General features: G+C 59.3%; 21 protein-coding genes. 12 read left to right on the top strand and 9 right to left on the bottom strand.

All coding sequences use genetic code 11. The features are described 5' to 3' along the window. Nucleotides 1–48: 48 nt before the first annotated feature. Nucleotides 49–1,011, bottom strand: a complete 963-nt coding sequence (locus ASE07_RS01675) for a Tim44 domain-containing protein (protein ID WP_057289083.1) — start codon at nt 1,009–1,011, stop codon at nt 49–51. Between the two features lie 227 nt (nt 1,012–1,238). On the opposite strand from ASE07_RS01675, the gene ASE07_RS30340 reads away from it, so the two are divergent. After that, the gene (locus tag ASE07_RS30340; protein WP_268793399.1) at nt 1,239–1,367 is read left to right on the top strand and encodes a hypothetical protein; all 129 of its coding nucleotides are present in this window, start codon (nt 1,239–1,241) and stop codon (nt 1,365–1,367) included. Between the two features lie 18 nt (nt 1,368–1,385). Further along, entirely contained in the window at nt 1,386–4,004 is a 2,619-nt protein-coding gene (gene ligD, locus ASE07_RS01670; protein WP_057289035.1) for a DNA ligase D, read from the top strand. A 66-nt stretch (nt 4,005–4,070) separates the two neighbouring features. Here the strand turns inward: ligD and ASE07_RS01665 are convergent, their stop codons facing one another. After that, entirely contained in the window at nt 4,071–4,676 is a 606-nt protein-coding gene (locus ASE07_RS01665; RefSeq protein ID WP_057289034.1) for a TetR/AcrR family transcriptional regulator, read from the bottom strand. Nucleotides 4,677–4,799: 123 nt separating this feature from the next. Here ASE07_RS01665 and ASE07_RS01660 point away from each other — a divergent pair, with 123 nt between their 5' ends. Then, nucleotides 4,800–5,618 (top strand): metal-dependent hydrolase, encoded by an 819-nt coding sequence (locus ASE07_RS01660; protein WP_057289033.1) that lies wholly within the window; start codon nt 4,800–4,802, stop codon nt 5,616–5,618. A 139-nt stretch (nt 5,619–5,757) separates the two neighbouring features. Here the strand turns inward: ASE07_RS01660 and ASE07_RS01655 are convergent, their stop codons facing one another. Both ASE07_RS01655 and ASE07_RS01650 read right to left on the bottom strand, forming a co-directional pair. After that, the gene (locus ASE07_RS01655) at nt 5,758–6,078 is read right to left on the bottom strand and encodes a YkvA family protein (RefSeq protein WP_057289032.1); all 321 of its coding nucleotides are present in this window, start codon (nt 6,076–6,078) and stop codon (nt 5,758–5,760) included. 128 nt (nt 6,079–6,206) lie between these two features. Next, nucleotides 6,207–7,100, bottom strand: a complete 894-nt coding sequence (locus tag ASE07_RS01650) for a DMT family transporter (protein ID WP_057289031.1) — start codon at nt 7,098–7,100, stop codon at nt 6,207–6,209. A 180-nt stretch (nt 7,101–7,280) separates the two neighbouring features. Here ASE07_RS01650 and ASE07_RS01645 point away from each other — a divergent pair, with 180 nt between their 5' ends. The 3 genes from ASE07_RS01645 to ASE07_RS01635 all read left to right on the top strand — a co-directional run bounded on the left by ASE07_RS01645 (nt 7,281) and on the right by ASE07_RS01635 (nt 9,437). Beyond that, on the top strand, nt 7,281–7,811 hold the full coding sequence (locus ASE07_RS01645) for a hemerythrin domain-containing protein (RefSeq protein WP_057289082.1): 531 nt from the start codon (nt 7,281–7,283) through the stop codon (nt 7,809–7,811). Nucleotides 7,812–7,901: 90 nt separating this feature from the next. Further along, nucleotides 7,902–8,198, top strand: coding sequence for a hypothetical protein (locus ASE07_RS01640; protein WP_057289030.1), 297 nt, complete (start codon nt 7,902–7,904; stop codon nt 8,196–8,198). A 111-nt stretch (nt 8,199–8,309) separates the two neighbouring features. Continuing rightward, nucleotides 8,310–9,437 (top strand): PQQ-dependent sugar dehydrogenase, encoded by a 1,128-nt coding sequence (locus tag ASE07_RS01635; RefSeq protein ID WP_057289029.1) that lies wholly within the window; start codon nt 8,310–8,312, stop codon nt 9,435–9,437. Nucleotides 9,438–9,552: 115 nt separating this feature from the next. Here the strand turns inward: ASE07_RS01635 and cphA are convergent, their stop codons facing one another. Next, complete coding sequence (gene cphA / locus ASE07_RS01630; RefSeq protein ID WP_057289081.1) at nt 9,553–12,120, bottom strand: cyanophycin synthetase; 2,568 nt, start codon at nt 12,118–12,120, stop codon at nt 9,553–9,555. Nucleotides 12,121–12,261: 141 nt separating this feature from the next. Continuing rightward, a complete protein-coding gene (locus ASE07_RS01625; protein ID WP_057289028.1) occupies nt 12,262–14,427 on the bottom strand; it encodes a cyanophycin synthetase in 2,166 nt (721 codons plus the stop codon). 309 nt (nt 14,428–14,736) lie between these two features. On the opposite strand from ASE07_RS01625, the gene ASE07_RS01620 reads away from it, so the two are divergent. After that, nucleotides 14,737–17,016, top strand: a complete 2,280-nt coding sequence (locus tag ASE07_RS01620; RefSeq protein WP_057289027.1) for a cyanophycin metabolism-associated ABC transporter — start codon at nt 14,737–14,739, stop codon at nt 17,014–17,016. Next, complete coding sequence (locus tag ASE07_RS01615) at nt 17,013–17,474, top strand: cyanophycin metabolism-associated DUF1854 family protein (protein WP_057289026.1); 462 nt, start codon at nt 17,013–17,015, stop codon at nt 17,472–17,474. The genes ASE07_RS01620 and ASE07_RS01615 overlap by 4 nt, the downstream gene beginning before the upstream one ends. A gap of 60 nt (nt 17,475–17,534) precedes the next feature. Here the strand turns inward: ASE07_RS01615 and ASE07_RS01610 are convergent, their stop codons facing one another. Both ASE07_RS01610 and ASE07_RS01605 read right to left on the bottom strand, forming a co-directional pair. After that, the gene (locus ASE07_RS01610; protein ID WP_057289025.1) at nt 17,535–17,987 is read right to left on the bottom strand and encodes a universal stress protein; all 453 of its coding nucleotides are present in this window, start codon (nt 17,985–17,987) and stop codon (nt 17,535–17,537) included. Nucleotides 17,988–18,130: 143 nt separating this feature from the next. After that, on the bottom strand, nt 18,131–18,706 hold the full coding sequence (locus ASE07_RS01605) for a glutathione peroxidase (RefSeq protein WP_057289024.1): 576 nt from the start codon (nt 18,704–18,706) through the stop codon (nt 18,131–18,133). 193 nt (nt 18,707–18,899) lie between these two features. Here ASE07_RS01605 and ASE07_RS01600 point away from each other — a divergent pair, with 193 nt between their 5' ends. Both ASE07_RS01600 and ASE07_RS01595 read left to right on the top strand, forming a co-directional pair. Then, nucleotides 18,900–19,310: an ANTAR domain-containing response regulator gene (locus tag ASE07_RS01600; protein WP_057289023.1), complete on the top strand. Its 411-nt coding sequence runs from the start codon at nt 18,900–18,902 to the stop codon at nt 19,308–19,310. Between the two features lie 338 nt (nt 19,311–19,648). Next, nucleotides 19,649–20,473: a Crp/Fnr family transcriptional regulator gene (locus tag ASE07_RS01595; protein ID WP_442946038.1), complete on the top strand. Its 825-nt coding sequence runs from the start codon at nt 19,649–19,651 to the stop codon at nt 20,471–20,473. Between the two features lie 5 nt (nt 20,474–20,478). Here the strand turns inward: ASE07_RS01595 and ASE07_RS01590 are convergent, their stop codons facing one another. Then, nucleotides 20,479–21,504 (bottom strand): LysR family transcriptional regulator, encoded by a 1,026-nt coding sequence (locus tag ASE07_RS01590; protein WP_082583879.1) that lies wholly within the window; start codon nt 21,502–21,504, stop codon nt 20,479–20,481. A gap of 231 nt (nt 21,505–21,735) precedes the next feature. Between ASE07_RS01590 and ASE07_RS01585 the strand changes: the two genes are divergently transcribed. Both ASE07_RS01585 and ASE07_RS01580 read left to right on the top strand, forming a co-directional pair. Beyond that, a complete protein-coding gene (locus ASE07_RS01585) occupies nt 21,736–22,602 on the top strand; it encodes an alpha/beta hydrolase (protein ID WP_235548309.1) in 867 nt (288 codons plus the stop codon). A gap of 79 nt (nt 22,603–22,681) precedes the next feature. After that, the gene (locus tag ASE07_RS01580) at nt 22,682–23,947 is read left to right on the top strand and encodes an efflux RND transporter periplasmic adaptor subunit (RefSeq protein WP_057289021.1); all 1,266 of its coding nucleotides are present in this window, start codon (nt 22,682–22,684) and stop codon (nt 23,945–23,947) included. Nucleotides 23,948–24,071 lie beyond the last annotated feature (124 nt).

Here is a 24,071-nt window from a genome sequence, read left to right as displayed (position 1 = left end):
CCAGGCATTGCACCCAATGGAGCGACTACTACTTCTACTACCGGCGCCTTACGCCAGCTGCTGAATGCCCGCCAGGATCCAGCCGCCATTGCCGGATACCGGCTTGCTCAGGTTCCATACCTCGGTGAACGGTTCCGCAGCCGCGTTTTCCGATTCGCGGATCATGCCCGAGAACTTCACGCTGGCAAGGTAGTCGTTGCCGACCGTTTCCATGCCCAGCAGTTCCGCGTTCAGCGACACCACATCGGTATGGTTGGCCGACGCGCCGCGTTCCTGCAACTGCAGCTTCATTTCCGCAAACATCTCAGGTGATGTGAACTCGCGCAGATCATTCACATCGGCCTTGTCCCAGGCAGCTTGCAGACGGATAAAGTAAGTCTTTGCATGACGCAGGAAACCCGCGCTGTCAAAGTCCGCCGGCACACCCCATGGTGCATGGCTTGCGCCATTGTTGACGTTATTGTCGCTCTCGTTGCCCGATGCACTGAACGAAGACTGCAGTGCCGCTGGCTGCGTCGGTTCGATGCGTGAACCGATTTCGGGGGTATAGCCGCCCGAGCCCGCGCCTGAGCCGTTCGCGTAAGCAGGGGTCAAGCCGCTTTTCGCCATTGCTCCGCCTTCACGCTTACGCATGATCATGCGGTAGATGAAGAACGCCGCACCAGCCAGGAGGGCAAGCATCAGTATTGTGCTGATCATGCTGGCCATTGCACCGCCAAGGCCGAAATGCGAAAGCAATGCGCCGAGGCCGAGACCGAGCAGTGCGCCGCCGAGAATGCCTTTCCACGGGCTAGCCGGTTTGGCAGCGGCTGCAGGAGCAGCAGCGGCCGGCGCAGCTTTGGCCGCCGTAGGGGCCGCCTGACTTTGTGACGGTGCGGCCGACTGACGGCTGACACCCTGCGACTGCTTGCCGAACGACCCGCCGCTACCCATGCGCTTGGCCTGCGCGTCTGTGACGACGACAGACAGCGCGCTGACCGCAACCATCAAGGTGACCAAAAACTTTTTCATGTTTCCTCCGAAGAATAAGTATGTGTGTGCCGCCTTGCGCGAGGCGCCGGCCATTCACAACGGCACCATGGTACGGGCTCTGCGTAAATATAAAAAGCGAATAAATAATGATCTTTTGTTCGCAAAAAACGAATACCGGAAGTCGAAGCAGCCTCGAGAACTCGGTGAAGCAACCCATGTCGAACAATTAACATTTCAACCAATCAGCTTCCCTGAAAGGACTGGTCATGGCACGTGTCATGTGGAAAGGTGCAATCAGCTTCGAACAGGCCGCCCGCCGCACGCAAAACGGCAAGTCGCGGCAGACCCTCGAAGTCGGTGCATTGACGTACCGCCTGCACGCCGCATCAAAGTAAGGAGCAAGGAGGATTGCCATGCCCGACAAGCTGTCGACCTATCACGCCAAGCGCAACTTCGGCATCACGCCGGAACCGAAAGGAATGGTTGTTGCACTATCGGAGCGCTTGCGCTTCGTCGTGCAAAAACATGATGCGCGCCGCCTGCACTATGACTTTCGGCTTGAAATCGACGGCACGCTGAAAAGCTGGGCAGTGCCAAAGGGGCCCAGCCTCGACCCGGCGGAAAAGCGCCTCGCGGTGCATGTCGAAGACCATCCTCTCGATTACATCGATTTCGAGGGTGACATACCTGAACACCAGTATGGCGCCGGCCATGTCGATGTCTGGGACATTGGCTATTGGGAACCGCAGGAAGACCCGGCGGCTGCTTACCGGGCAGGCAAGATCAAGTTCCGGCTCGACGGAGAAAAACTGCATGGCGGCTGGACCCTGGTGCGCACCCGCCTCGCTGGCAGCGGCGGCAAGGAACAGTGGCTGCTCATCAAGGAAAAGGATGAGACCGCACGCTCCATCAAGGACTACGACATCACCGAAGCGCTGCCTGACAGCGTGCTGCAGGGCGCGCCTGCCTTTCAATCCAGCGTCGCGAAAAAAGCCCAGGCACCAGTGAAGACCAACGATGCCCACTTGAATACCAGGGCATCGCGTACCGTATCTAAAACCCCGGCCCAGGGAAAAATGCCAGGCTCGGTCAAAGCGCCATTGCCGGAAACCATGTTGCCGCAACTTGCCACGCTGGTCGATGAAGTACCATCGGCTGGGGAATGGCTCTTTGAAGTCAAATTTGACGGTTACCGCCTGCTGACACGCGTCGACAACGGCGAAGTCAGGTTGTTCACGCGTGACGGCAAGGACTGGACCGCTCGCCTGCCAAAGCAGGTGGAAGCCATCAAGGGCCTTAGGCTGAAGACTGCATGGCTAGATGGTGAAATTGTCGTCCTCGATGAACATGGCGTTCCCTCGTTCCAGCTGCTGCAAAATGCCTTCGATGAAAAAAGTCCGTCCAGGATTCTCTATTTCCTGTTTGATGTTCCTTACCTGAACGGCTACGACTTGCGCGGGGCCGCACTCAGCGACCGCCGCGCACGACTTAGTAAATTGCTGACTGACGCTGACAACAGCGCGATCCGATACAGTGCGCCGATGTCGGAGCCGCCACAGCAGCTGCTCACCAGCGCGTGCGGCATGTCGATGGAAGGCATCATCGGTAAGCTTGCCGATTCGCCTTACGTCGGCAAGCGCAGCAACACCTGGATCAAACTCAAGTGTCAGCACCGTCAGGAATTCGTCATCGCCGGCTATACGGAACCGCAAGGCAGCCGCAAGTTCCTGGGCGCCCTGTTGCTCGGCGTGTATGAAGACGGAAAATTGCGCTATACCGGCCGCGTTGGTACCGGCTTCGACCACAAGACCTTGCTTGCGCTCCACCAGCGCCTGAGCAGGCTGGAAATTGATAAACGTCCGTTCGAACGCATGCCGGCCGGCGTCCGTCGCGCGGAAACGCATTGGGTCAAACCGCAGCTGGTCGCCGAAATCTCCTTTGCCGAATGGACCACCGACGGCATTGTGCGGCAAGCAGTTTTTCATGGGCTGCGTGAAGACAAGCCTGCGAAGGAGATTCGACGTGAGCAGTCTGTACCGGTTTCCAATGGTCCGGCAACCATCATGGCCGGAACGCCGGAGAAAGCAGTAAAGCGTCGTCAGGCCAACCCTGCCCCCACGCAACAGGCAGGCAAGGATGAGGTCGCCGGTATCCGCATCACCCACGCTGACCGGGTTGTTGACCCAAGCACCGGCCTCACCAAATTCGATGTTGCAACCCATTACGCGCGGGTCGCGCCTATGTTGTTGCCTTACCTGAACAATCGGCCGGTGTATCTGTTGCGCTGTCCCGAGGGCATACGCGGAGAACAGTTCTTTCAAAAGCATGCGACAAAACTGTCCATTCCCGGGATACGCCTGCTCGACCCTTCCCTGGATCCCGAGCATGACCCGTTGATGGCTATCGACGATGCGCATGCGCTCGCCGGAGCAAGCCAGATGGGCATGATGGAACTGCACATCTGCAGTGCGACAGCGGACAAGATTGACCGGCCTGACAATATGGTCTTCGATCTCGATCCGGATCCCTCATTGCCATGGACGACCGTGAAGGAAGCTGCGCAACTGACGAAGGTCATGCTCGATGAGCTCGGCCTGAAAAGCTTTTTGAAAACCAGTGGCGGCAAAGGCCTGCACATCGTGGTGCCGCTTGCGCGTCGCCATACATGGGACGAGGTCACCGACTTCTCGCAAGCGATTGCCAAGCATCTCGCGCGTACGCTGCCGAAGTTGTTCAGCGCCACCATGGGCGAAAAAAACCGGGTGAAAAAAGTCTTTGTCGATTTCCAGCGCAACCGTCGTCATGCCAGCACCGTTGCGCCCTACTCGGTACGTGCGCGTCCTGGTCTACCGGTGTCGGTGCCGATCGCCTGGGAAGAACTGGACCACATTGACAAGGCGACGGCATGGACCGTCGCAACGCTGCCGGAACGCCTCGATACACTGAAGCAGGATCCTTGGCAGGATTTTCTGACGACACGCCAGACCTTGACTGCGGCGATGAAAAAGACGCTCGGGCTGACTAAGAAGTGAACAGCAAATGCCGCGACTGCCATCAGGCCGCGACCGGGTGATGGGGTCGCCGGCGGGCAAGCGTCCTCAGACGACATCCCGGGTGACCGCCTTGACCAGGCGGATCGCCGGTTCGGCCAGCTTGGCAACGTCGGCGGCACTATCCTGTTCTATGGCCTGCAACACCAGTTCATTGATACCGCCAACTACGGTCATGGCCATGTCGGCCGTTAGTGCCGTGTCACCCGGCTTGCCAACCTGCTCGGCGTTGATGACCTTGAGCATGAAACTCGCGATTTCATTGTTGACCCTGCGTCGGGCGGCAAGTCCTTCGGCACCGAGTCCGAGGATCTCGATAAATAGCGTACGCATCAGTACCGGGTTTTGTGCGAGACAGCCAAGATAGGCATGGATTGCCGTTTCCACTTGTGCCTGCCATGGACGAGCAGGATCGATAGCATTGCGCAGTACGTCAAGCGCGTTGTGACTGGCTGCGGTGTACAGGGCGATCAGGCAATCGGCTTTGGTGTTGAAATATTCGTAAAAAGTGCGGCGCGAAACGGACGCTTCGCGCACGATATCGGAAATGGTGGTCTCGGCGTAGCCCTTGGCCGCAACAGCTTGCGCCATGCCTTCCAGCAGGCGGTGACGGTGAGCAACAGCCGGATCAGGTGTTTTCGGAATTTGCGTCATCTTTTCGTTTTTTAGACTTTCTTTTCTAAAGCTGGTACTTGACAGTACCAATAGCCGGCACCACCATATGCTACCGGTACTTAAGGGTACCAACCCGCATAATTTTTCGATGGAGCATTGCAGATGACCGATCTTGTTGTGCGTCGGCTATTGATTGATCTGGAGACGCCTTTTGACCGCCACTGGTGCGGCGGCGATGCCTTTCGCTCGGCATTGTTCAATGCTTTGTCGATGAGCTTCCCGGTGGGCGAACAGTTTTTTATTGATTCTGTTCGCAACGGCTTCAAGGCGCTGCCACCCGAACAGCAGCAACGCTTCAAGGCGGAGGTGCAAGGCTTTGTCGGTCAGGAAGCCACGCACCGCCGGGTCCATGCGCTGTTCAATGCCCACCTGGATAAGCAGGGACTGGTCAATGACTGGGCGCCACGTGCGCAAAAGCGGCTAAAGCTGCTCGAAGGCGCCGATGCGCGTCACTGGCTGGCGATCACCGCCGCCAATGAGCACTTCACCGCGATCTTCGCCGAATGGATGCTGCAGAATCATGACTGGCTCGATGGCAGCGAAGCACGCCTAAAGACCATGTGGCTCTGGCACAGCGCGGAAGAGTCCGAGCACAAGAGCACGGCGTTCGATCTTTACCAGGCGCTGGGCGGCACGCATGAATGGCGGATCACCTGGTTCCGCCGCGTGACATTGATCTTCCTCGGAGATACATTGCGGCAGACGATCAACAACCTGCGGCATGACGGCACGCTATGGAAATGGCGCACCTGGAAGAGCGCGGCAAGCTACCTGTTTGGCAAGCGCGGACTGGTCCGCCAGAGCTATCGTCCGTGGCGCGAATACCTGCGCCCCGACTTTCATCCGTCGCAGCAGGAAAGTGACCTGTCGCGTCGCTGGCTGGAAGACAACATGAACGCTTACACGCCGGTCGGGGCATAAGACCGCATAAGCGAAATAAGCGCACCTAAGCAGATGTCGGCGGAGCCGGATAAGACAACGGCGCGAAGAGCCTGCAAAGCTCTTCGCGCCGTTTTTTTATTGCGTAGTTATTTCTTCAATATTGCGTGACGAATTGCCGTTATTGCTGCCGGCCTCTGGAACGCAATGGCGACACGCGCGACATCAGGCGATCGGCGGCGACATGCGCCTGTTGCAATGCATGGACCGGGACCAGGCGCAGCAACGCGGGAATGCCGAGTGCAAGCAAGGTCACATCATCGGCCCAGCCAAGAAAGGCAAGCCAGTCGGGCACCATGTCTATCGGACTGATCACGTACAAGCCCAGCAACAGGGCTCCAATCTTCAGAGGCAAGGGCGTTGCCGGGTTGCGGCAGGCGTACCATAGGACAATGATTTCACGACCGACGGTGCGGAACAGTCGTCCCAAACGGAAGAACATGGCAAAGCTCCTATCAGGCAAGGCGCACATCGCGCCAGTCAACTTAGGTTCCACATCGCAGCAAAAGTGCCATAGGAATTTTCAACCACGGCGATGCATGTAGCCACAGGGCCAACTTGCACTTAACACTATCGCATGTTGACCATCACGACACCCAGCATCACCAGCACCGCGCCGACAGCAAAGCGCAGGTCGATAGGATCATGTAAAAACAACATGCCGAAACCAACGCCGAACAAGGGCGTGAGGAAGGCAAAGACCGACAGGCGTGACGCCAGATATTTTCGCAACATCCAGAACCACACCAGGTAGCTGAGGAAGGCCACGATCACTGCCTGGAAAAACAGGCTGCCGAGCACCGTGCCGGTCAGCGTAATGCCGGTGCCCTGTCCGACTGCCAACCCAATCACGACGAGGATGACGCCGCAGCTGCCCAGCTGATACAACAGCGTAGTAGCCGCCGGCGCCTCGGATAAGGCCGAACGACGGATCAGCACCGTGGTCGCCGCCCAGAATATGCCGCCCAGCACGCCGAGCGCGTCGCCGATCAGTACATGCCACCAGTCACGTCCCTGCGCGACGAAGCCGTTGGAAAAAGCCACTGCGATTCCGGCAAACGCCGCCAGCACACCGGCCCATTGCATCGGCGCCAGGCGCTCGCCGGCGATCGACCAGTGCAGGCCGAGCACGGTGAAGATCGGTGCGGTATAGAGAAAGACTGACATATGCGATGCGGTGGTGTACTGCAAGCCCAGCGCAACGCAAAGGAATTCCGTAGCGAAAAGCACGCCGGCGCCGATGCCTGGAAGCAGCGTGCCGTCCTTGAACGACAGCTTGTCGCGGCGCACCAGCATCAGGGCGGCGACCATCAACGCTGCGATCACCGAACGCACACCAATCTGCATGACTGGCCCCATATCCGGCGCCGCTACTTTGACGGCTACCTGTTGCATACCCCAGAGCACGCAGAGCGCCAGCATCACCATGATCGCGAAGGTGTCGAGCGGTTTGCGTTCAGTCATGCTGTTTCCTTATCCAATGCCAATGTAGAGCACACATTTTAAGCGGGGCAAGATTTTTGCGTTGAGCCATTATGTTTGCGCATGTTTGCGCACCGTCACGTTCCTTCCGGCCAGCTCCTGAACCAGTTGATGCCCTTGGTCTCTAACCTTGTTGAAAAAACATTTTTGGAGCGCCAGAGCATGATCGAACGACAAACTGATGCAGTAAGAATGCTGACCGCCCAGCACAGGGAAATGGAAGAACTGCTCAAGCAGGTCAAGGAAAGCGATGATACAAACAGGCAATCGCTGTTTGCCAAAGCGGCGGATAAGCTGACAGTCCATATCAAGTCCGAGGAAGAGATTTTCTATCCGGCGGTCAATGCGGCGCGCACCGAGGATGATCTGCTGGAGGCGCTGGAAGAGCATCTTTCATTGAAACGCCTGCTGGCGGACCTGCTGGAAATGGATCCGGGCGAGAAGGAGTTCGAGGCCAAATTCAAGGTGCTGAAGGAGCAGACGGAACACCATCACGAGGAAGAAGAGGAAAAGCTTTTTCCCGCAGTGCTGAGGATGATTGATGGCGACAAGCGCGAAGAACTCGGCCGCGAAATGCTCGCCCTGCAACAGGAAATGACTGCGCAGGGCGAACCGCGCGAAGGCGTCACTGACGAAACCGCCGCCGCTGCGCCGCTCAATGCAACGCAGGAGCAATCCGGAAAGCAAGCTTAATCTGGTGGTAATCGGGGCAGGCAGAGTCAACATGGTCACTACGGCCACCGGACAATCCGCCCACCATCCACGCTCAAGGAGATGTCATCGATGAAAACCATGCTTGTTGCAGTGGTCGCCGCCCTGGCATCGGCGGCATCCTTCGCCCAGACCGGCACGGGGCGGACTAATCCCTCAATCCCGACACCGGCTGATCCGGGCATGAGCACATCACCGGACAAATCAATGAAGGCGCCGTCGAATTCCGGTATGGTGGTAGTGCCGCCCAAGACGGATCCAGAGGCGGTAGTGACGCCGCCGAAGCAAGTCGATCCAAAAATGGACGATGCCACGCCGGGGGTGGATCGAAAAAATGCGGAAAAATCCCAGGATAAGAAATCCAGATAATGTCGATGTGCGGGTACATGGCCTTGACCTCTTTCGCCTTGCTCCGCATATCGCATCGGTACGCCGCATTGACTGCACCGACCGAGCCGACTGTACAAGGGGAGTTTCATCATGCCGAACCGACGTAATGCCCGGCCATGGTTGTTGGCCGGCGCATTCCTGTTGTCTTGCCTTACCGGTGCACACGCTGCCGGTGTCAAGGCTGAAGTACTGACCGACAAGCTTGAACATCCCTGGGGACTGGCGTTCATTGGCCAGGGACGCATGCTGGTCACCGAACGCCCGGGCCGAATGCGCCTGATCGAGTCCAATGGCAAGGCCGGTCCGCCCATAGCGGGCCTTCCCGAGGTCGATGTCGGCGGTCAGGGCGGCTTGCTCGATGTGCAGACCGACAGCGGTTTTTCGCAAAATCGCATCATCTATTTCTGCTATGCGGAGCCGGCCAAATCCGGCGGTGGCAACTCGACCGCACTCGCATCGGCACGCCTGTCCGATGACGGAAAAAAACTGGAGCAGGTAAAGGTGGTGTTCAGCCAGAAGCCGAAAACGCGAAGCGATGCGCATTTCGGCTGCCGTATCGTCGAAGCGAAGGACGGCACGCTTTTCCTGACGCTGGGCGACCGCTACAAGCGCAAGGACGATGCGCAAACACTGGACAACCATCACGGCAAGGTAGTGCGCATCAACAAGGATGGTTCAGTGCCGAAAACGAATCCCTTTGTCGGCAAGGCAGGGGCATTGCCCGAGATATGGAGTTACGGTCATCGCAATTCACAAGGCGCGGCACTCGGCCCGGATGGCCGGCTCTGGATCCATGAACATGCCGCGCAAGGCGGGGATGAAGTCAACCGTCCCGAAGCCGGCAAGAATTATGGCTGGCCCGTCATCAGTTGGGGGCTCGACTACGGTGGCGGCAAGATCGGTGAAGGTTTGACCGAGAAGGAAGGCATGGAGCAACCGGTGTATTACTGGAATCCCTCTATCGCCCCATCCGGTATGGCTTTCCTGCGCAGCGACCGCTATGGCAAGGAATGGCAGGGCAACCTTTTCGTCGGTGCGCTCAAGTTCCAGTACCTCGCGCGGCTGGTGCTGCAGGGCGACAAGGTGGTGAAGGAAGAAAAGCTGTTGCAGGATGTGAAGCAGCGCATCCGCGATGTGCGCGAAGGGCCGGATGGTTTGCTGTATGTGCTGACCGATCATGACAATGGCCAGCTGATCCGGCTGCAGCCGGCGCCCTGAGGGGAAAAGAACCCTGGACGAAAGCTCTCTAAAGATAAGCGCCGTTGCGATATCCGTGCTGTGCGGACATCGCAACGGCGCTGAAGCTTCTTACAAAGCCAACTTACGTGACTACTCAGGCAGTAGCGCGTTTTCCGATATAGGCAAGCGCTTCGTCCACCTGGTCAATCAGGATCAGGCAGAGATCGCCTTCCGACAGGCTTTCCAGTGCGGTGTCGATGGCAACGAATTCGCCGCGGATTTCCCGCACTTCCTTGGCACGCTTGGCGTTGACCAGTCCGTCACGCAGCAGCTTGATCACCTCGCCATCTTCCCGTCCGCGCTGGCACTGGTCTTCGTACAGCACCACGCTGTCGAAGGCGTCGCCCAGAATTTCCGTCTGGCGACGGATATCGATGTCACGCCGGTCGCCGGCGCCACTGATGACGACCGAGCGCTTCTTGGCCGGCATGGTATCGATGGCATTGACCAGCGCCTGGATCGCATCCGGGTTATGGCCATAGTCAGCGATCAGCGTTGCCCCTTTGTAGGAAAACAGATTGAAGCGTCCGGGCGCACTCTGCGCATCACTGACAAAGGACTTGAGGCCGGCCTCGATGACTTTCCAGTCGATGCCAAGTCCCCATGCCGCACCGATCGCCGCCATCGCGTTCTCGACCTGAAAGCCGATGGTGCCATTGGCGGTTAGCGGAATGTCGCTCAGTGCAATCTTGTGGACGCGTTTGCCTTCGGCGGCAACGATCGCATTATTTTCGACGAACAGGACACGGCGCCCCTGCGCCCGATGCGCGGTCATCACCGGATGATGCACATCCTTGGCGAAGAAGGTGATCGATCCCGGGCATACCGCTGCCATGTTGGCCACCATCGGATCGGCCGCGTTCAACACCGCAGTGCCGGTGGGGGCGACGTTTTGCACGATGACGCGCTTGACGACGGCGAGGTCTTCGACAGTCGTAATGAAGTTGAGACCGAGGTGGTCGCCTTCGCCGATATTGGTGACGACCGCGACATTGCAGCGGTCGAAGCCGAGGCCTTCGCGCAGCACGCCGCCGCGGGCTGTTTCAAACACCGCGGCATCGACATCGGGATGCATCAGCACGTTGCGCGCACTGCGCGGTCCGCTGCAGTCGCCGGTGTCGATGCGCTGGCCGCTGATATAGACGCCATCGGTGCCGGTCACGCCGACGCGATAGCGGTTGGTGGTGAGGATGTGCGCGGTCAGCTTGACCGTCGTGGTCTTGCCGTTGGTCCCGGCGACGGCCACCACCGGAATGCGGCCGTCATCGCCTTCCCTGAACATCGTGGAGATGATGGCTTCGCCGACCGGGCGACCTTTGCCGAACGAGGGCTGCAGGTGCATGCGCAGTCCGGGCGCCGCATTGACTTCGACAATGCCGCCGCCCTGCTCTTCGAGCGGCTTGAGCACGCTTTCGCACACGACGTCAACGCCGCAGATATCAAGACCGACCATTTGCGCCGCTTCGACCGCGCGCGCCGCCATGTCGGGATGCACGTCCTCGGTCACGTCGGTAGCAGTACCGCCGGTGCTGAGGTTGGCGTTATTGCGCAACACCACCAGCGTGCCCTTGGGCGGCACGCTTTCGGTGGTATAACCCTGCTTGGTCAACGTCGCGCGGGCGATATCGTCGAGGCGGATCTTGGTCAGCGAAGTCGCATGACCGTCGCCACGGCGCGGATCCTTGTTCACTTCATCGATCAGCTGGCCGATGGTGTGCTTGCCGTCGCCGATCACCTGCGGCGGTGCGCGACGGGCCGCCGCGACCAGCTGGTCGCCGACCACCAGCAAACGGTAATCGTGGCCGGTGATGTAACGCTCGACGATGACGTCGGTGCTGATGCCATACGCCACGTTGAATGCGGCGATCACTTCTTCGCGGGTGCGGATGTTGACGGCGACGCCTTTACCCTGGTTGCCGTCGCGCGGCTTGAGCACGACCGGGCCGTCGATTTCGCAGGCGGCTTTCCACGCGTCTTCGGCGTCGGTTACCGAGCGGCCATGCGGCACCGGTACGCCGGCGGCATTGAGCAGCATCTTGGTCAATTCCTTGTCCTGTGCAATCGACTCCGCAATCGCGCTGGTGCGACTGGTCTCGGCGGCCTGGATGCGACGCTGGTGGCTTCCCCAGCCAAACTGGACCATGCTGCCTTCGGTCAGGCGACGATAAGGGATGCCGCGTGCAACCGCAGCCTGCACGATGGCGCCGGTGCTCGGGCCGAGGCGGATGTCTTCGTCCAGTTCACGCAGGCGCGCCAGCGCGCCTTCGAGATCGAACGGAGTATCGTCCAGTGCGCTACGGCACAGCGCTTCCGCCAGTTCGAGCGCGAGGCGGCCGACGGCTTCTTCCGTGTATTCAAAGATCACCTGGTAGATGCCGGGCTCCACAGTCTGCACCGCACGGCTGAAGGTAACCGGACATCCGGCCTGTGCCTGCAGGCCGAGCGCGGCGGCTTCAAGCGCATGCGCGAGCGAACACGGATGTAGCGGGCTGGCCGGTTCGAGAAACTTGATTTCAGGGAAGCGTGCACGCAGCTGTGGCTCAAACTTCGGCAGGTTGGCGATGTCGCGTTCGATCTCTTCGCACGATACGATTGCTTCGATCGAAGTATGCCGACTCCACAGGTTGGGCCCGCGCAGTGCGCGGATACGCGAAATTTCCATCAGTATTTCCTTGGTTGCCAGCCGGAGCTCGCTGATTGCGCGCATCCGGCCTGGCTGATTTTTGCATGATCATGGTTGGCCCCGAGGGGCTTCATACCCTTACCGGCAGTGCCGGGAAGGCGACGGCACATGGCATGTTGCTCAAGCACCGTAATCAAAGGTTTCCGCTGCGGCGAGAATCACATCCGATGCGATACCCAGCGCCCACCCGGCCGCTACCGCTGCCAGCACGTTTTCGGCGACATAGGCGCGCTTGTCCAGATTGGAAATGCCGATCGCGGACATCTTTACCAGTGAGGTCTCATGCGCGCCGTTGGCGAGAATCACCTGGCCATTGCGCAGATAAACGGCACGGCCGCCTTGTGCACGATGCTGTGCGACCACATCGTTGTCCGGTGAGGCGCTGAAGAAAATCACGTCGCCGTCGCACAGCTCGGCCATGCGCGCGACACGCTCGTCGGCGCCGTTGAGTACCGCGATGCCGTCCGGCAGCACGATATCGACCTGGGTACGCGCAACATTGAACACCTGGTCGGCGTCATCGATATACAGATCGGGCAGGCTGGCGTCGTCATCGATGTTGGTAACGACACCGACCTGACAGCGGTCGTAGGCAATGCCTTCGGTGAGGATCGAGCGGAAGCCGTGTTCAATCACCGCGGCTTCAACCGCACGGTTCATCAGCACCCGATGCGCGGCCTGCCAGTTGGCGCAATCGTTCTTGTCCATCCGGCGCTGACCGAGGAACAGACCATCGCTGCAGGCCACCGCCGCATTCGGGCCGTGCAGTTGCAGCATGCGCCCGATGAGGCGCGTGACCATGGTTTTGCCACGGCTGCCGGTGACGCCCACCAGCGGAACGCGGCCGTTCACCTGCTCCGGAAACAGGTGCTCGACGATCGCCTGACCGACCGGGCGCGGCTTGCCGCTCGCGGGTTTCAGGTGCATTAGCAGGCCGGGACCGGCATTGACTTCGACGATGGCGCCGCCCTGCTCTTCGAGCGGACGGGAGATATCCTGTGCTACCAGGTCGACACCGGCAATATCGAGGCCGACGATGCGGGCGGCCAGCGAAGCGGCAGCGGCCACCTGGGGGTGCACTTCGTCGGTGATGTCGAAGGCGACGTTGCCATGGCGCTGGATCAGCACGGTCTTGCCGGCTTCCGGCACGGAATCGGGCCCGAGGCCCTGGCGCTCCAGCACCAGCAGCACGGTCGGCTCTTCCTCGTAGGTAATGACGTTGAGCGGAAACTCTTCGCTTTCGCCGCGACGCGGGTCAGTGTTGAGTTGGGAATTGATGAGCTCGGTCACGTTGGATACGCCGTCGCCGGTGACGGTGGCGATTTCGCCTTTGGCGGCGGCGACCAGCTTGCCACCGACGATGAGCAGGCGATGCTCGTCGCCGCGAATGAAGCGCTCGACGATAACGCCGCTGCCTTCCTTGTCGGCCAGATGGAACGCCGCGATCACGTCTTCGCGGGTATTGAGGTCGGTCGAAACACCGCGGCCGTGATTGCCGTCGGAGGGTTTAACGACGACCGGAATGCCGATGTCTTCGGCAGCGTCCCAGGCGTCGTCCGGGCTGCTGACCATACGACCTTCAGGAATCGGCACGCCGCAGGACGACAGCAGGCTCTTGGTGAGATCCTTGTCGCTGGAAATGCTTTCCGCGATGGCGCTGGTCTGGTCGGTTTCGGCAGTCCAGATGCGGCGGGAGCGATGACCGTAGCCAAGTTGCACCAGGTTACCGTCGTTCAGGCGCAAGGCGGGAATACGGCGTTCGCCGGCGGTATCGACGATGCTGGCGGTGCTGGGGCCGAGCGCGACCGACTCCGCCAGTTCGCTCAGGTTCTTGACGGTACCGCTGACATCGTAGGGCTTGTCCTCGATGGCTGCCATGACGAGGTCGCGGGCGGCGACCAGGGCGGCACGGCCGACCTCTTCGTAGCGGGCGCGCACGGCGACCTTGTAGACACCGCGCTTCGAAGTTTCCCGCGCCTTGCCGAACCCGGTCTGGACGCCGGCCAGGTTTTGCAATTCGATCATCACGTGTTCCATGATGTGCGCCGGCCAGGTGCCGTCACGCAGGCGCAGCAGGAAACCGCCGCGCTCGCCGATACCGCAGCGGTGCTCGATCAGGCCGGGCAGCCATGCGGTCAGGCGTTCATAGAACCCGGGGATGGTGTTGGAGGGAGAATCTTCGAGATCGCCGATATCGACCCACGCCTCGATAACGGGACGATACGTCCATAGGTTGGGTCCGCGCAGAGACATCACATTGATGATCTCAATGGTTTTTTTGTTCATTTATTACGTGAGGCTAAAGGGTAAAGGCCGTTATATGGTGAATTCGGTAATTTTTATGCTGTCTCTGTTACGGCCGGTGCGTGAATAACGCTTTCCGCAGTCGCTAGTTTACTGAAACTACGAAAAAATTATCGCCTGGGATCACATCCTGCAAAACAACATTATCGCCTCTCGGTATACTTGGCGCCACATTAGTGCGACATTGACGCCGCATTGGGACCATTCCCGTACGCAATTGTAGGCAATCCGCACCGGTAAATTTACATACTGCAAACAAAACTTCTTCCTGTTTGCCCTTTCAGAGCTTGAATGAACACAGAATCCCTTCCGGTGCTGCCCGCCCGCAGTGCCGTTCCGGCCAGTTGGCAGCACGATACCGATAGCCGGCTACAGCCCGGCGAAACAGCGGTAGCGAGCGTCGAACTCGATCTTGACCCGCAATTGCGCTTTTCATCCGGCATTATCGTGGTCACCAACCGTCGTCTGCTTGCCAGGGCCACACGTGATAGCGCATGGCAGGAATGGTCATTCCGTCAACATCTGGCATTGACACATCATGACCATGCCGGTGTCGGCACACTGGAATTGCACGACGATCAGCAACGCCTGGCATGCTGGCGCTATACGCTGGGACACAATCCCGATGCGCTGCGGGTAATCGGCCAGTTCGAGCAGCAACGCGATGCGCAACTCAGCGGCGTTGCGTTGCGCGCGCCGGAGCAGGCGATATGCGCCAGTTGCAAGGCGCCGATTCCCGCAGACCAGGAAGACTGTCCCGTCTGCACACGCGAAATCCATACGCCGCCGTCAACTTGGACATTGTTTCGGCTCTGGCGTTTCGCCAAACCATACAAGGGCCAGCTGCTGCTGGGCTTCCTGCTGACCCTGGCTTCCACCGCCGCAACACTGGTGCCGCCTTACCTGGCGATGCCGCTGATGGACAATGTGCTGATTCCTTATCAGAACGGCAAGTCCATCGATACCAGCCTGGTGGCACTGTATCTTTCCGGCCTGTTCGGCGCAGCGCTGTTTGCCTGGATCCTTGGCTGGGCGCGGACCTATATCCTGGCGCTGGTCAGCGAACGCATTGGCGCGGACCTGCGCACCTCGACGTATGAACACCTGTTGCGCCTGTCGCTGGAATATTTCGGCGGACGACGCACGGGTGACCTGATGGCGCGCATCGGATCGGAAACCGACCGCATCTGTGTGTTCCTGTCGCTGCACCTGCTCGATTTCGCCACCGATGTGCTGATGATCACGATGACGGCGATCATCCTGGTATCGATCAATCCCTGGCTGGCCTTGGTCACGCTGCTGCCGCTGCCCTTCATCGCATGGATGATCCATGTGGTACGCGACAAGCTGCGGCATGGATTTGAAAAGATCGACCGGGTCTGGGGCGAGGTCACCAACGTATTGGCCGATACCATTCCCGGCATCCGCGTGGTGAAGGCATTTGCCCAGGAAAAACGCGAAGCGGCGCGTTTCCGCGAAGCCAACAAGCACAACCTCGTCATCAACGACCGCGTCAACAAGGTGTGGTCGCTGTTCTCGCCGACCGTGACCTTTCTGACCGAGATCGGCTTGCTGATCGTCTGGGCGGTCGGCATCTGGCAAGTGTCGCAGGGTTTGATCACGGTCGGTGTGCTGACCGCCTTCCTCGCCTACATCGGCCGCTTCTATACCCGTCTCGATTCGATGAGCCGGATCGTTTCGGTCACGCAGAAAGCGGCAGCCGGCGCCAAGCGCATTTTCGACATCCTCGATCACGTGTCGAGTGTGCCGGAAGCGACCAACCCGGTTCACCTGCAGCGCATTGAAGGCCGCATCGACATCAAGGATATCGGCTTCCGTTACGGCAACCGGGCGGTGCTGCGCGGCGTCGACCTGTCGATCAAGCCGGGTGAAATGATCGGCCTGGTCGGCCACAGCGGCTCGGGCAAGAGCACGCTGGTCAACCTGATCTGCCGCTTCTACGACGTGTCGGAAGGCGCGATCATGGTCGACGGCGTCGATATCCGCTCGTTGCCGGTGGCCGAATATCGTCGCCATATCGGCCTGGTGCTGCAGGAACCCTTCCTGTTCTTTGGCACCATCGCCGACAATATCGCCTACGGCAAGCCAAATGCGACGCGCGCCGAGATCATGGCGGCGGCGCGTGCGGCGAATGCGCATGAGTTCATCCTGCGCCTGCCGCATGGCTATGACTCCATGGTCGGTGAGCGGGGTCAGACCTTGTCCGGCGGCGAACGCCAGCGGATTTCCATTGCCCGCGCGCTGCTGATCGACCCGCAATTGCTGATCCTTGACGAAGCGACCTCGTCGGTCGACACCACGACCGAAAAAGAGATCCAGAAGGCGCTGGACAACCTGGTGCGCGGTCGCACCACGATTGCGATCGCACACCGTCTGTCGACGCTGCGCCAGGCGGATCGCCTGGTGGTGCTGGACAAGGGACAGATCGTGGAAGTCGGCAAGCATGAGGAGTTGCTGGCGCGCGGCGGCGCCTACTTCAGGCTCTACCAGGCGCAGCAGCGTCAGGCGGAAAACGACGCGGCTACGGAACTGAGCGAGGACATTGCATGAGCAACTTTACTTTAAGCCGCAATGCCTTCGGCAAGCTGGTATTCACTTCACCGGAAGGCGTGCATGAAGGCGTGGTACCGGTGCGGGCCTTTCCGATCGCCGCGCCGGATGAAGGCATTGCGCTGGTCGATATCGATGGCCATGAACTGGCATGGATCGACCGGCTGGCCGACCTGCCGGGACCGGTGCGGGAATTGCTGGAAGAAGAGTTGAAGAGCCGCGAATTCCTGCCGGTGATCAAGCGCATCCGCGACGTGTCGACCTTTGCCGTGCCAAGTACCTGGGAAGTGGAGACCGATCGCGGCGTCGCGCGTTTTGTATTGAAAGGCGAAGAGGATATCCGCCGCGTCGCGGAATCGACCTTGCTGATCGCCGACAGCCACGGCGTGCAATACCTGCTGCGCAACACCGAGGCACTCGACAAGGCGAGCAAAAAACTCCTGGATCGCTTTCTCTAAGCGATCAGTTACAGTGGTCATCTGCGGCGGGCAACCACCTGCCGCAGAGGACCGCAAGATTTAGACCTTACGGCATTCGCCGGCGACCAGCACGCTGCAGCGCACCTTATCCACCAGCACCGCATCCATCGAACCGCGCCACCAGCGCATTGCAAACGGCTTGTGTCGCGAATGCCCGACGATGACCAGTTCGATGTTGTACCGGTTGACCAGATCGCTGATCACGGTGATCGGCTCGCCGACCTCGAGATGCGGTGTCACACTCAATCCTGCCTCGGCCAGCAACTTCCGCCCCGATTCCAGCACCTGCGCCATTGCATCGCGCTCGGCGAGTTCCTCGTCCATGGTGGGCACTGCGGCGACGAACTCGCCCGCCAGTACGATCGGCACCGGCGTCACGACCGCAAGCAGATGGATTTGCGCGGCAGGGCCGGGCGACAGACGAATGCATTCCTGCAGTGCGAGCCGGCTCTCCGGCGTGCCGTTATAGGCGACCAGTATTCTTTGATACATGCTTGCCCCTTATTGTGTGTTGTGCGATAAAAATTTATTGCCGTCCCTGCCCTCATCATACAGCGCATGATCGTTCTGGCAATTCGTTTTTTATCAACATCCGGGGCATGGCCAGTACATGGCGATATGGCGGATACCGACGCTCACATTTTTTGCGCGAGCGCCTTTTCGATATCGGCAGTGAGCTGCCGGTCGGTCGGTGTCACGCGGCTGGAATAGCTGCCGACCACCTTGCCGCTGCGGTCGATCAGGTATTTATAAAAATTCCACTTCGGCGCCGTACCGGTGGTTTTCGCCAGCTGCGCATGCAAGGGGTTGGCATCCTTGCCGGTGACCGAAGTCTTGGAAAACATCGGGAACTTGACGCCATAGGTGTTGTAGCAAAAATCGGCAATCTGCTTGCTGTCACCCGGCTCCTGGCCGCCGAAGTCATTGGAGGGAAAGCCGAGAACCGTCAGTCCCTTGGGCTGGTATTTGGCGTAAAGCTTTTCCAGTCCCTCATATTGGCTGGTGAAGCCACAGTAGCTGGCGGTGTTGACCACAAGCACGACCTGGCCTGCGTATTTGCAGAGGTTTTGTGGCGCTTCGTCCTGGAGGCGATTGAAGGTCTGGTTGAGGATGCCCGGGCAGGAAGCGGGGTCGACGGGAGATCCGGTTTGCGCGAACACGGGCGTGACGGCGCCAAGCAACAGCAGGGGCAAAATCAGTTTCTTGAACATGACGGCATCCTCGGGTGTTTGGACATAGGCGGATCAATTCATTCTATGCCAAAAATGCAAGGGCCGAATCCACATGAAGGCTTTGCATCATGACGTGCTACGGCCCTGCGCAGGACAGCAATCAAGGCGCAACGGCCACACGATACTCCTTATAATGTGCATTGCCGTCCAGCTACGATAAGGAATCCGAGCGATGCTGAAAGTAGTCGTCATCGATGCCAATGCCATTTCCCGCAACCTGCTTACCAGCGTGCTGGTCAATGGAGGACATAAGGTCGTGGGAGATTCCAATACCAGTTCAGCAGGACTGGCGAACATGATCAAGCTGCAGCCGCAACTGGTTTGCATCGATATCGGCACACCGGATGATGAAGGCTTCGCCAGACTTGATACGCTGCGCAATGGATTGCCGAAAGCGCTCATCTTTCTCGTCTCGGGGAAGATGGAGCCGGCATTCCTGCAACGTGCGGTCGAATGGGGTGTGCATGGCTTCATCGTCAAGCCATTTAATGCCGTGACCGTTCTCGCCGGCATTCGAAACGCGATTATTAAGCTTGCCAGGCAGCATAAGCAAACAAACGCGTCTGGCAACGATAATGCCTGAGAACAACTGGCAGTAACAAAGCGTAACTGCGCACCGCAGGACTGCGTTTTCTCAAAATGTCCTTTTAAATCAACTCCAAATCGTGGCTTTCATCGGCGCGATTTCCCGCCTTTTTTCCGTCGTTTATTCCATGCGGTAACAATGTGTTAACGGCCGTGTAGGAATAATCCGACTCCCTCGGTCCGAGTGCCGACATTGCTAATCATCCTCTCGCTGATTTCCAGCAGTCAGTTGAATGGACATAATCTCAACCACTGATTGCCGCGTCGCAAACTGTTTTTGTGACGAAGAACAACCACCAACTATTTCAAAAAGGTATAGCAATGTTGACCTCGCAAATGACCGATCTACGTTCCAATACCGTTTCCCTGGCAACTCCATCTCCGTCGGGCGCTTCCTGGCAGCGTCAGGCCAAACTGTGGTCCAGCCTGAAAGAAGTCTGTGACCTGCTGCGTATCTCGGTGCGCCTGAGCAACGATGATTTCCAATTCCAGCACATGCAGTTCAAGGCGGGCCAGCGCATCCATACGATCGGCCAACCTTTCGACATGCTGTACATCGTGAATTCGGGCTTCCTGAAGACCGTGATGATTGACGAGCTCGGCAACGAGCAAGTGCTGGGCTTCCCGATGAAGGGCGACATGTTCGGCATCGATGGCATCCACCGCAAACAGTATTCGACCGAAACGGTTGCGCTGACCAACTGCGACGTGATCCTGGTTCCGTTCAAGACCTTCTCGACACTGGGCCGCACCCATGCCGAACTCGAAGCCGCAATCTACGGCGTGATGAGCCGTGAACTGGTGCGTGAACAGGCGATGGTCGGCACGCTCGGTTCGCTGAGCGCCGAAGCACGCGTCGCCCGCTTCCTGGTATTCCTGTCCGAGCGCTTTGCCGAAATGGGTTACTCCGGCAGCCAGTTCAACCTGCGCATGACACGCCAGGAAATCGGCAACTATCTCGGCCTGACACTGGAAACCGTCAGCCGTACCTTCTCGGCGTTCAACGCCATCGGCCTGATCTCGGTCGACCAGCGCGCCATCGTGATCCATGACCTGCAGTCGCTGCGCACACTGCGTCGCCTGCCGCCGTCCCGTCTGCGCAACAAGGCAGAAAGTGCAAAGAAACGTGCCGCCGCCGGCACACAAATGGCTGCGGCTTAAGCCACCTACCGACTGTCCGCGAGCGGTTGCATCTCCAGCGGTATGGGGAGAGGCACCGCCCCGGCAGAGGCAGGCAAGGTTTTCGCCTTAATCGTGCCAAGCATCGCCGGGCAATGTTTAGCATCGCCACGCAAGGCGTCATGCACGGAAAACAGTTCTGCAATCCATTCCACGAATACCCTCACCTTGGCAGACAAATGCCGGTTCTGCGGATAAACGATGTGCACGGGAATCGGATCGACGCACCAGTCCTCCAGCACCATTTCCATCTGTCCTGACAGCAGCATCGGCTGCGCAGCGAACAGCGACATCTGCGCGATCCCCATCCCCGACAAGCTTGCCGCGATATAAGCATCGGCATCATTGACCGCGACACGACCCGGCACGCGGATCTGGAGGCGTTCGCCTTCGCGTGCGAAATCCCACTCGTAAATTTTGCCGGTCTTCGATGAAAAATAATTGATGCAGCGGTGCTGCAGCAAATCGTTCGGATGTTGCGGACGGCCGTGGCGCGCGAGATAGCTTGGGGCCGCGACGGTGACGAAATGCATGACGCCCACGCGGCGTGCGATCAGGTTCGAATCTGACAGTGCTCCCCCGCGCACCGCGCAATCGATCCCTTCTTCAACCAGTTCGACCAGGCGATCGCTGCAGCCGATTTCCAGTTCGATGTCGGGGTAGCGCTCAAAGAATTGCGGCAGAGCAGGAATGATGATGCCGCGTCCCATGCCGGTCGGCACATCGACACGTAATCGTCCGCTCGGACTTGCCCTTGTTCGCGACAGGGATTCTTCAGCATCTTTCAGATCCGCCAGAATGCTCAGGCAGCGTTCATAGTAAGCCGCGCCATCGGCAGTCACGCTGACATGGCGGGTTGTGCGATTGAGCAGCTTGACCGCAAGTTCCGTCTCCAGATTACGGATCAGGGTCGATACGGTGGCTTTCGGCAACTTCATGTTCTCGGCGGCGCGGGTGAACCCGCCGGCATCGACAACCTGTACAAACACTTCCATTGCCTGCAGTTTATCCATGGGGGATCTCCCTCAAATGGTCGGAAACGGGAAGCCGTCGGATCGACGAGCGCCCCGCGCATAGTTGTTTTCATGATGAAGACGCATCATCGCCCCGGTTTGTGACAGGAGGATGACTTTTATTGTTCAGAATTACGAACAGTCAATTCAGATGATCGCTATTTATCCGGATTGCAGAACAAAGCTATAGTCCGGCCCATGGGCAGCAAAAGCTGCAATGCAGAGGATGCCATGGTACAGGAACAGCGCGAAGACGATATGCCGGACAGTCTGAAACGGGAAATCGCCGACGTCAAGATGCGAGCACAAGCCATCAAGGGCGAACACCGCGAACTCGATGCGCGGCTATACACGCCCGCGGGCAAGCCGGCGGAAGGCATGATCATCTATTTTCCAGGGGGCGGCTTCGTCAGGGATGAGTTGGACATGTCGGACATTTTCGTGCGTGTGCTGGCCGCGCGTACCGGTTATATCGTGCTGGCATCAAGCTATACGCTGGCCAGCGAAAAGCCCTTCCCGTCTGCCGCGGAAGATGCGCATGCGGTACTCGCCTGGGCCGGCCGCTTCAGCAAGCGCAAGGGATGGAAACAAGCACGCCTGATCGTGGCCGGACTGGAAGCCGGCGGCAACCTGGCCGCGGTGGCAACGCTGATGGCACGGGACCGCGGTGGTCCCGCGCTGGCGGCACAGATACTGATGATGCCGATGCTGGACCCCGGTCTCAGCAGCTGCTCGATGCGCACGGTCGCCGCAGCCAATGGCGGCATGGGAGCGGCCTATGCCTGCGCCCAGTCCTACCGCGGATATCTGCCGCATGCCGTCGACCGCGCACATCCGTATGCATCGCCGCTGCAGTCGAGCCGTACCAAGGGTTTGCCGCCGGCATTGATTCTGTCGGCCGATGACGATCCATTGCGCGATGAAGCCGAACAATATGGCGCGAAGCTGCTGGCATCCGGGGTCGCCACGACGGTGCGTCGCCTGCCACCGATCGCGCTGGACGTGCCGGACGCGCGATGTTGCTGTGCCCGCCAGGGAAATGTGCTGGACGAAATCACATTGTTTATCGCTGGCTTGAACGCACCACAAAACACTTGACCTTGCCGTTACGGGAGGGTTGACACTGCTAATCGCTTTACAGGCTTTCATAGATTTACAGATTCAAAGGAATAAGAACATGAAACAGAATCTCCATTTTTCTTCGCTGCTTCGCTTGCGCCGTCTGCCCGGCCTGGCTGCGCTCGGCGCCGCAGCCGCCTTTACCTTGTCCGGCTGTGGACAGCCGGCGGCACAGGAAGCGCCCCAGGCTGCCGGCGGCCCGCCGATTTCAGCCGCCGAAGTGGTCGAAAAAGCCGTGATCGAAACGCAGGAATTTTCCGGCCGCCTAGAAGCCGTGGACCGCGTCGAAATCCGCCCGCGCGTCGCGGGATTCATTTCTTCCATCAATTTCAAGCCGGGCGCAGAAGTAAAGAAGGGCGACGTCCTGTTCGTGATCGATCCGCGTCCCTACCAGGCCGAGGCCAGCCGCGCTGAAGCCGCCGCGCATGCGGCGCGTGCCAAAGCCGACCTGGCAAAACTGGAACTGGCCCGTGCCGAGAAACTGGTCGCCGACAAGGCAATCGCACAGCGTGAAGCCGATGAAAAAGCCTCCAGCGTGAAAGAACTCGAGGCCAATGCCCGTGCCGCCCAGGCCGCATATAATGCGGCCAGGCTGAACCTGGAATTTACCCGTGTGCACTCACCGATCAACGGCCGCGTCAGCAAGGCGGAAGTCACTGCCGGCAATCTGGTGGATGGCAGCGTGGTCCTGACCTCTGTCGTGTCGAACAATCCGATCTACGCCAGCTTCGACGGCGATGAAGACACCTTCCTGCGCGTCGGCGCACAGTCACGCAGCGGCAAGCCGGTGACAGTGCGTATCGGACTCGCCAACGAAACAGGCTTCCCGCATGAAGGCACGCTGGAGTTCGTCGACAATCGCGTCGATCCGGCGACTGGCAGTGTGCGTATGCGTGCCACCTTCAAGAACGCCGACAACGCACTGGCGCCGGGTTTGTTTGCCCGCGTACAGCTGGCAAGCGGCAACGGGGGCGCGGCAAATACCAAAGCTGCGCTGATTTCGGATCGTGCAGTCGGCACCGACCAGAACCGCAAGTTCGTATATGTCGTGAATGCGGAAGGCAAGGCGGAATACCGCCCGGTCACGCTAGGCCCGGTCATCGATGGCCTGCGCGTGGTACGTGATGGCGTAAAGCCCGGTGAAAAAGTGGTGGTCAATGGCCTGCAGCGGGTTCGCCCCGGCGCGCCGGTTACCGCGCAGACGATTCCGATGGAAGCTGCCGTGACCAATTCAGACATACGCGCCAGAGGTGAACAGAAAGGCGAACAGAAGGGTGAACAAAAGGCCGAGCAGAAAGACGACACCGTGCCGGCGAAATCCTGACTGTGCGCCACGCGTCCACATGGGCGAACCGCAAGAAATATCTCTCCGGCTGTCCATCATGCAGATGACGGCAGACCGGATGGCCTGCGACAACGCGATGGTTCACTAATCCCGATCATCGGTA

The sequence above is a fragment of the Noviherbaspirillum sp. Root189 genome, from assembly GCF_001428545.1.
GTDB lineage: Bacteria > Pseudomonadota > Gammaproteobacteria > Burkholderiales > Burkholderiaceae_D > Noviherbaspirillum.
This window is presented reverse-complemented; position numbering and strand designations above follow the sequence as displayed.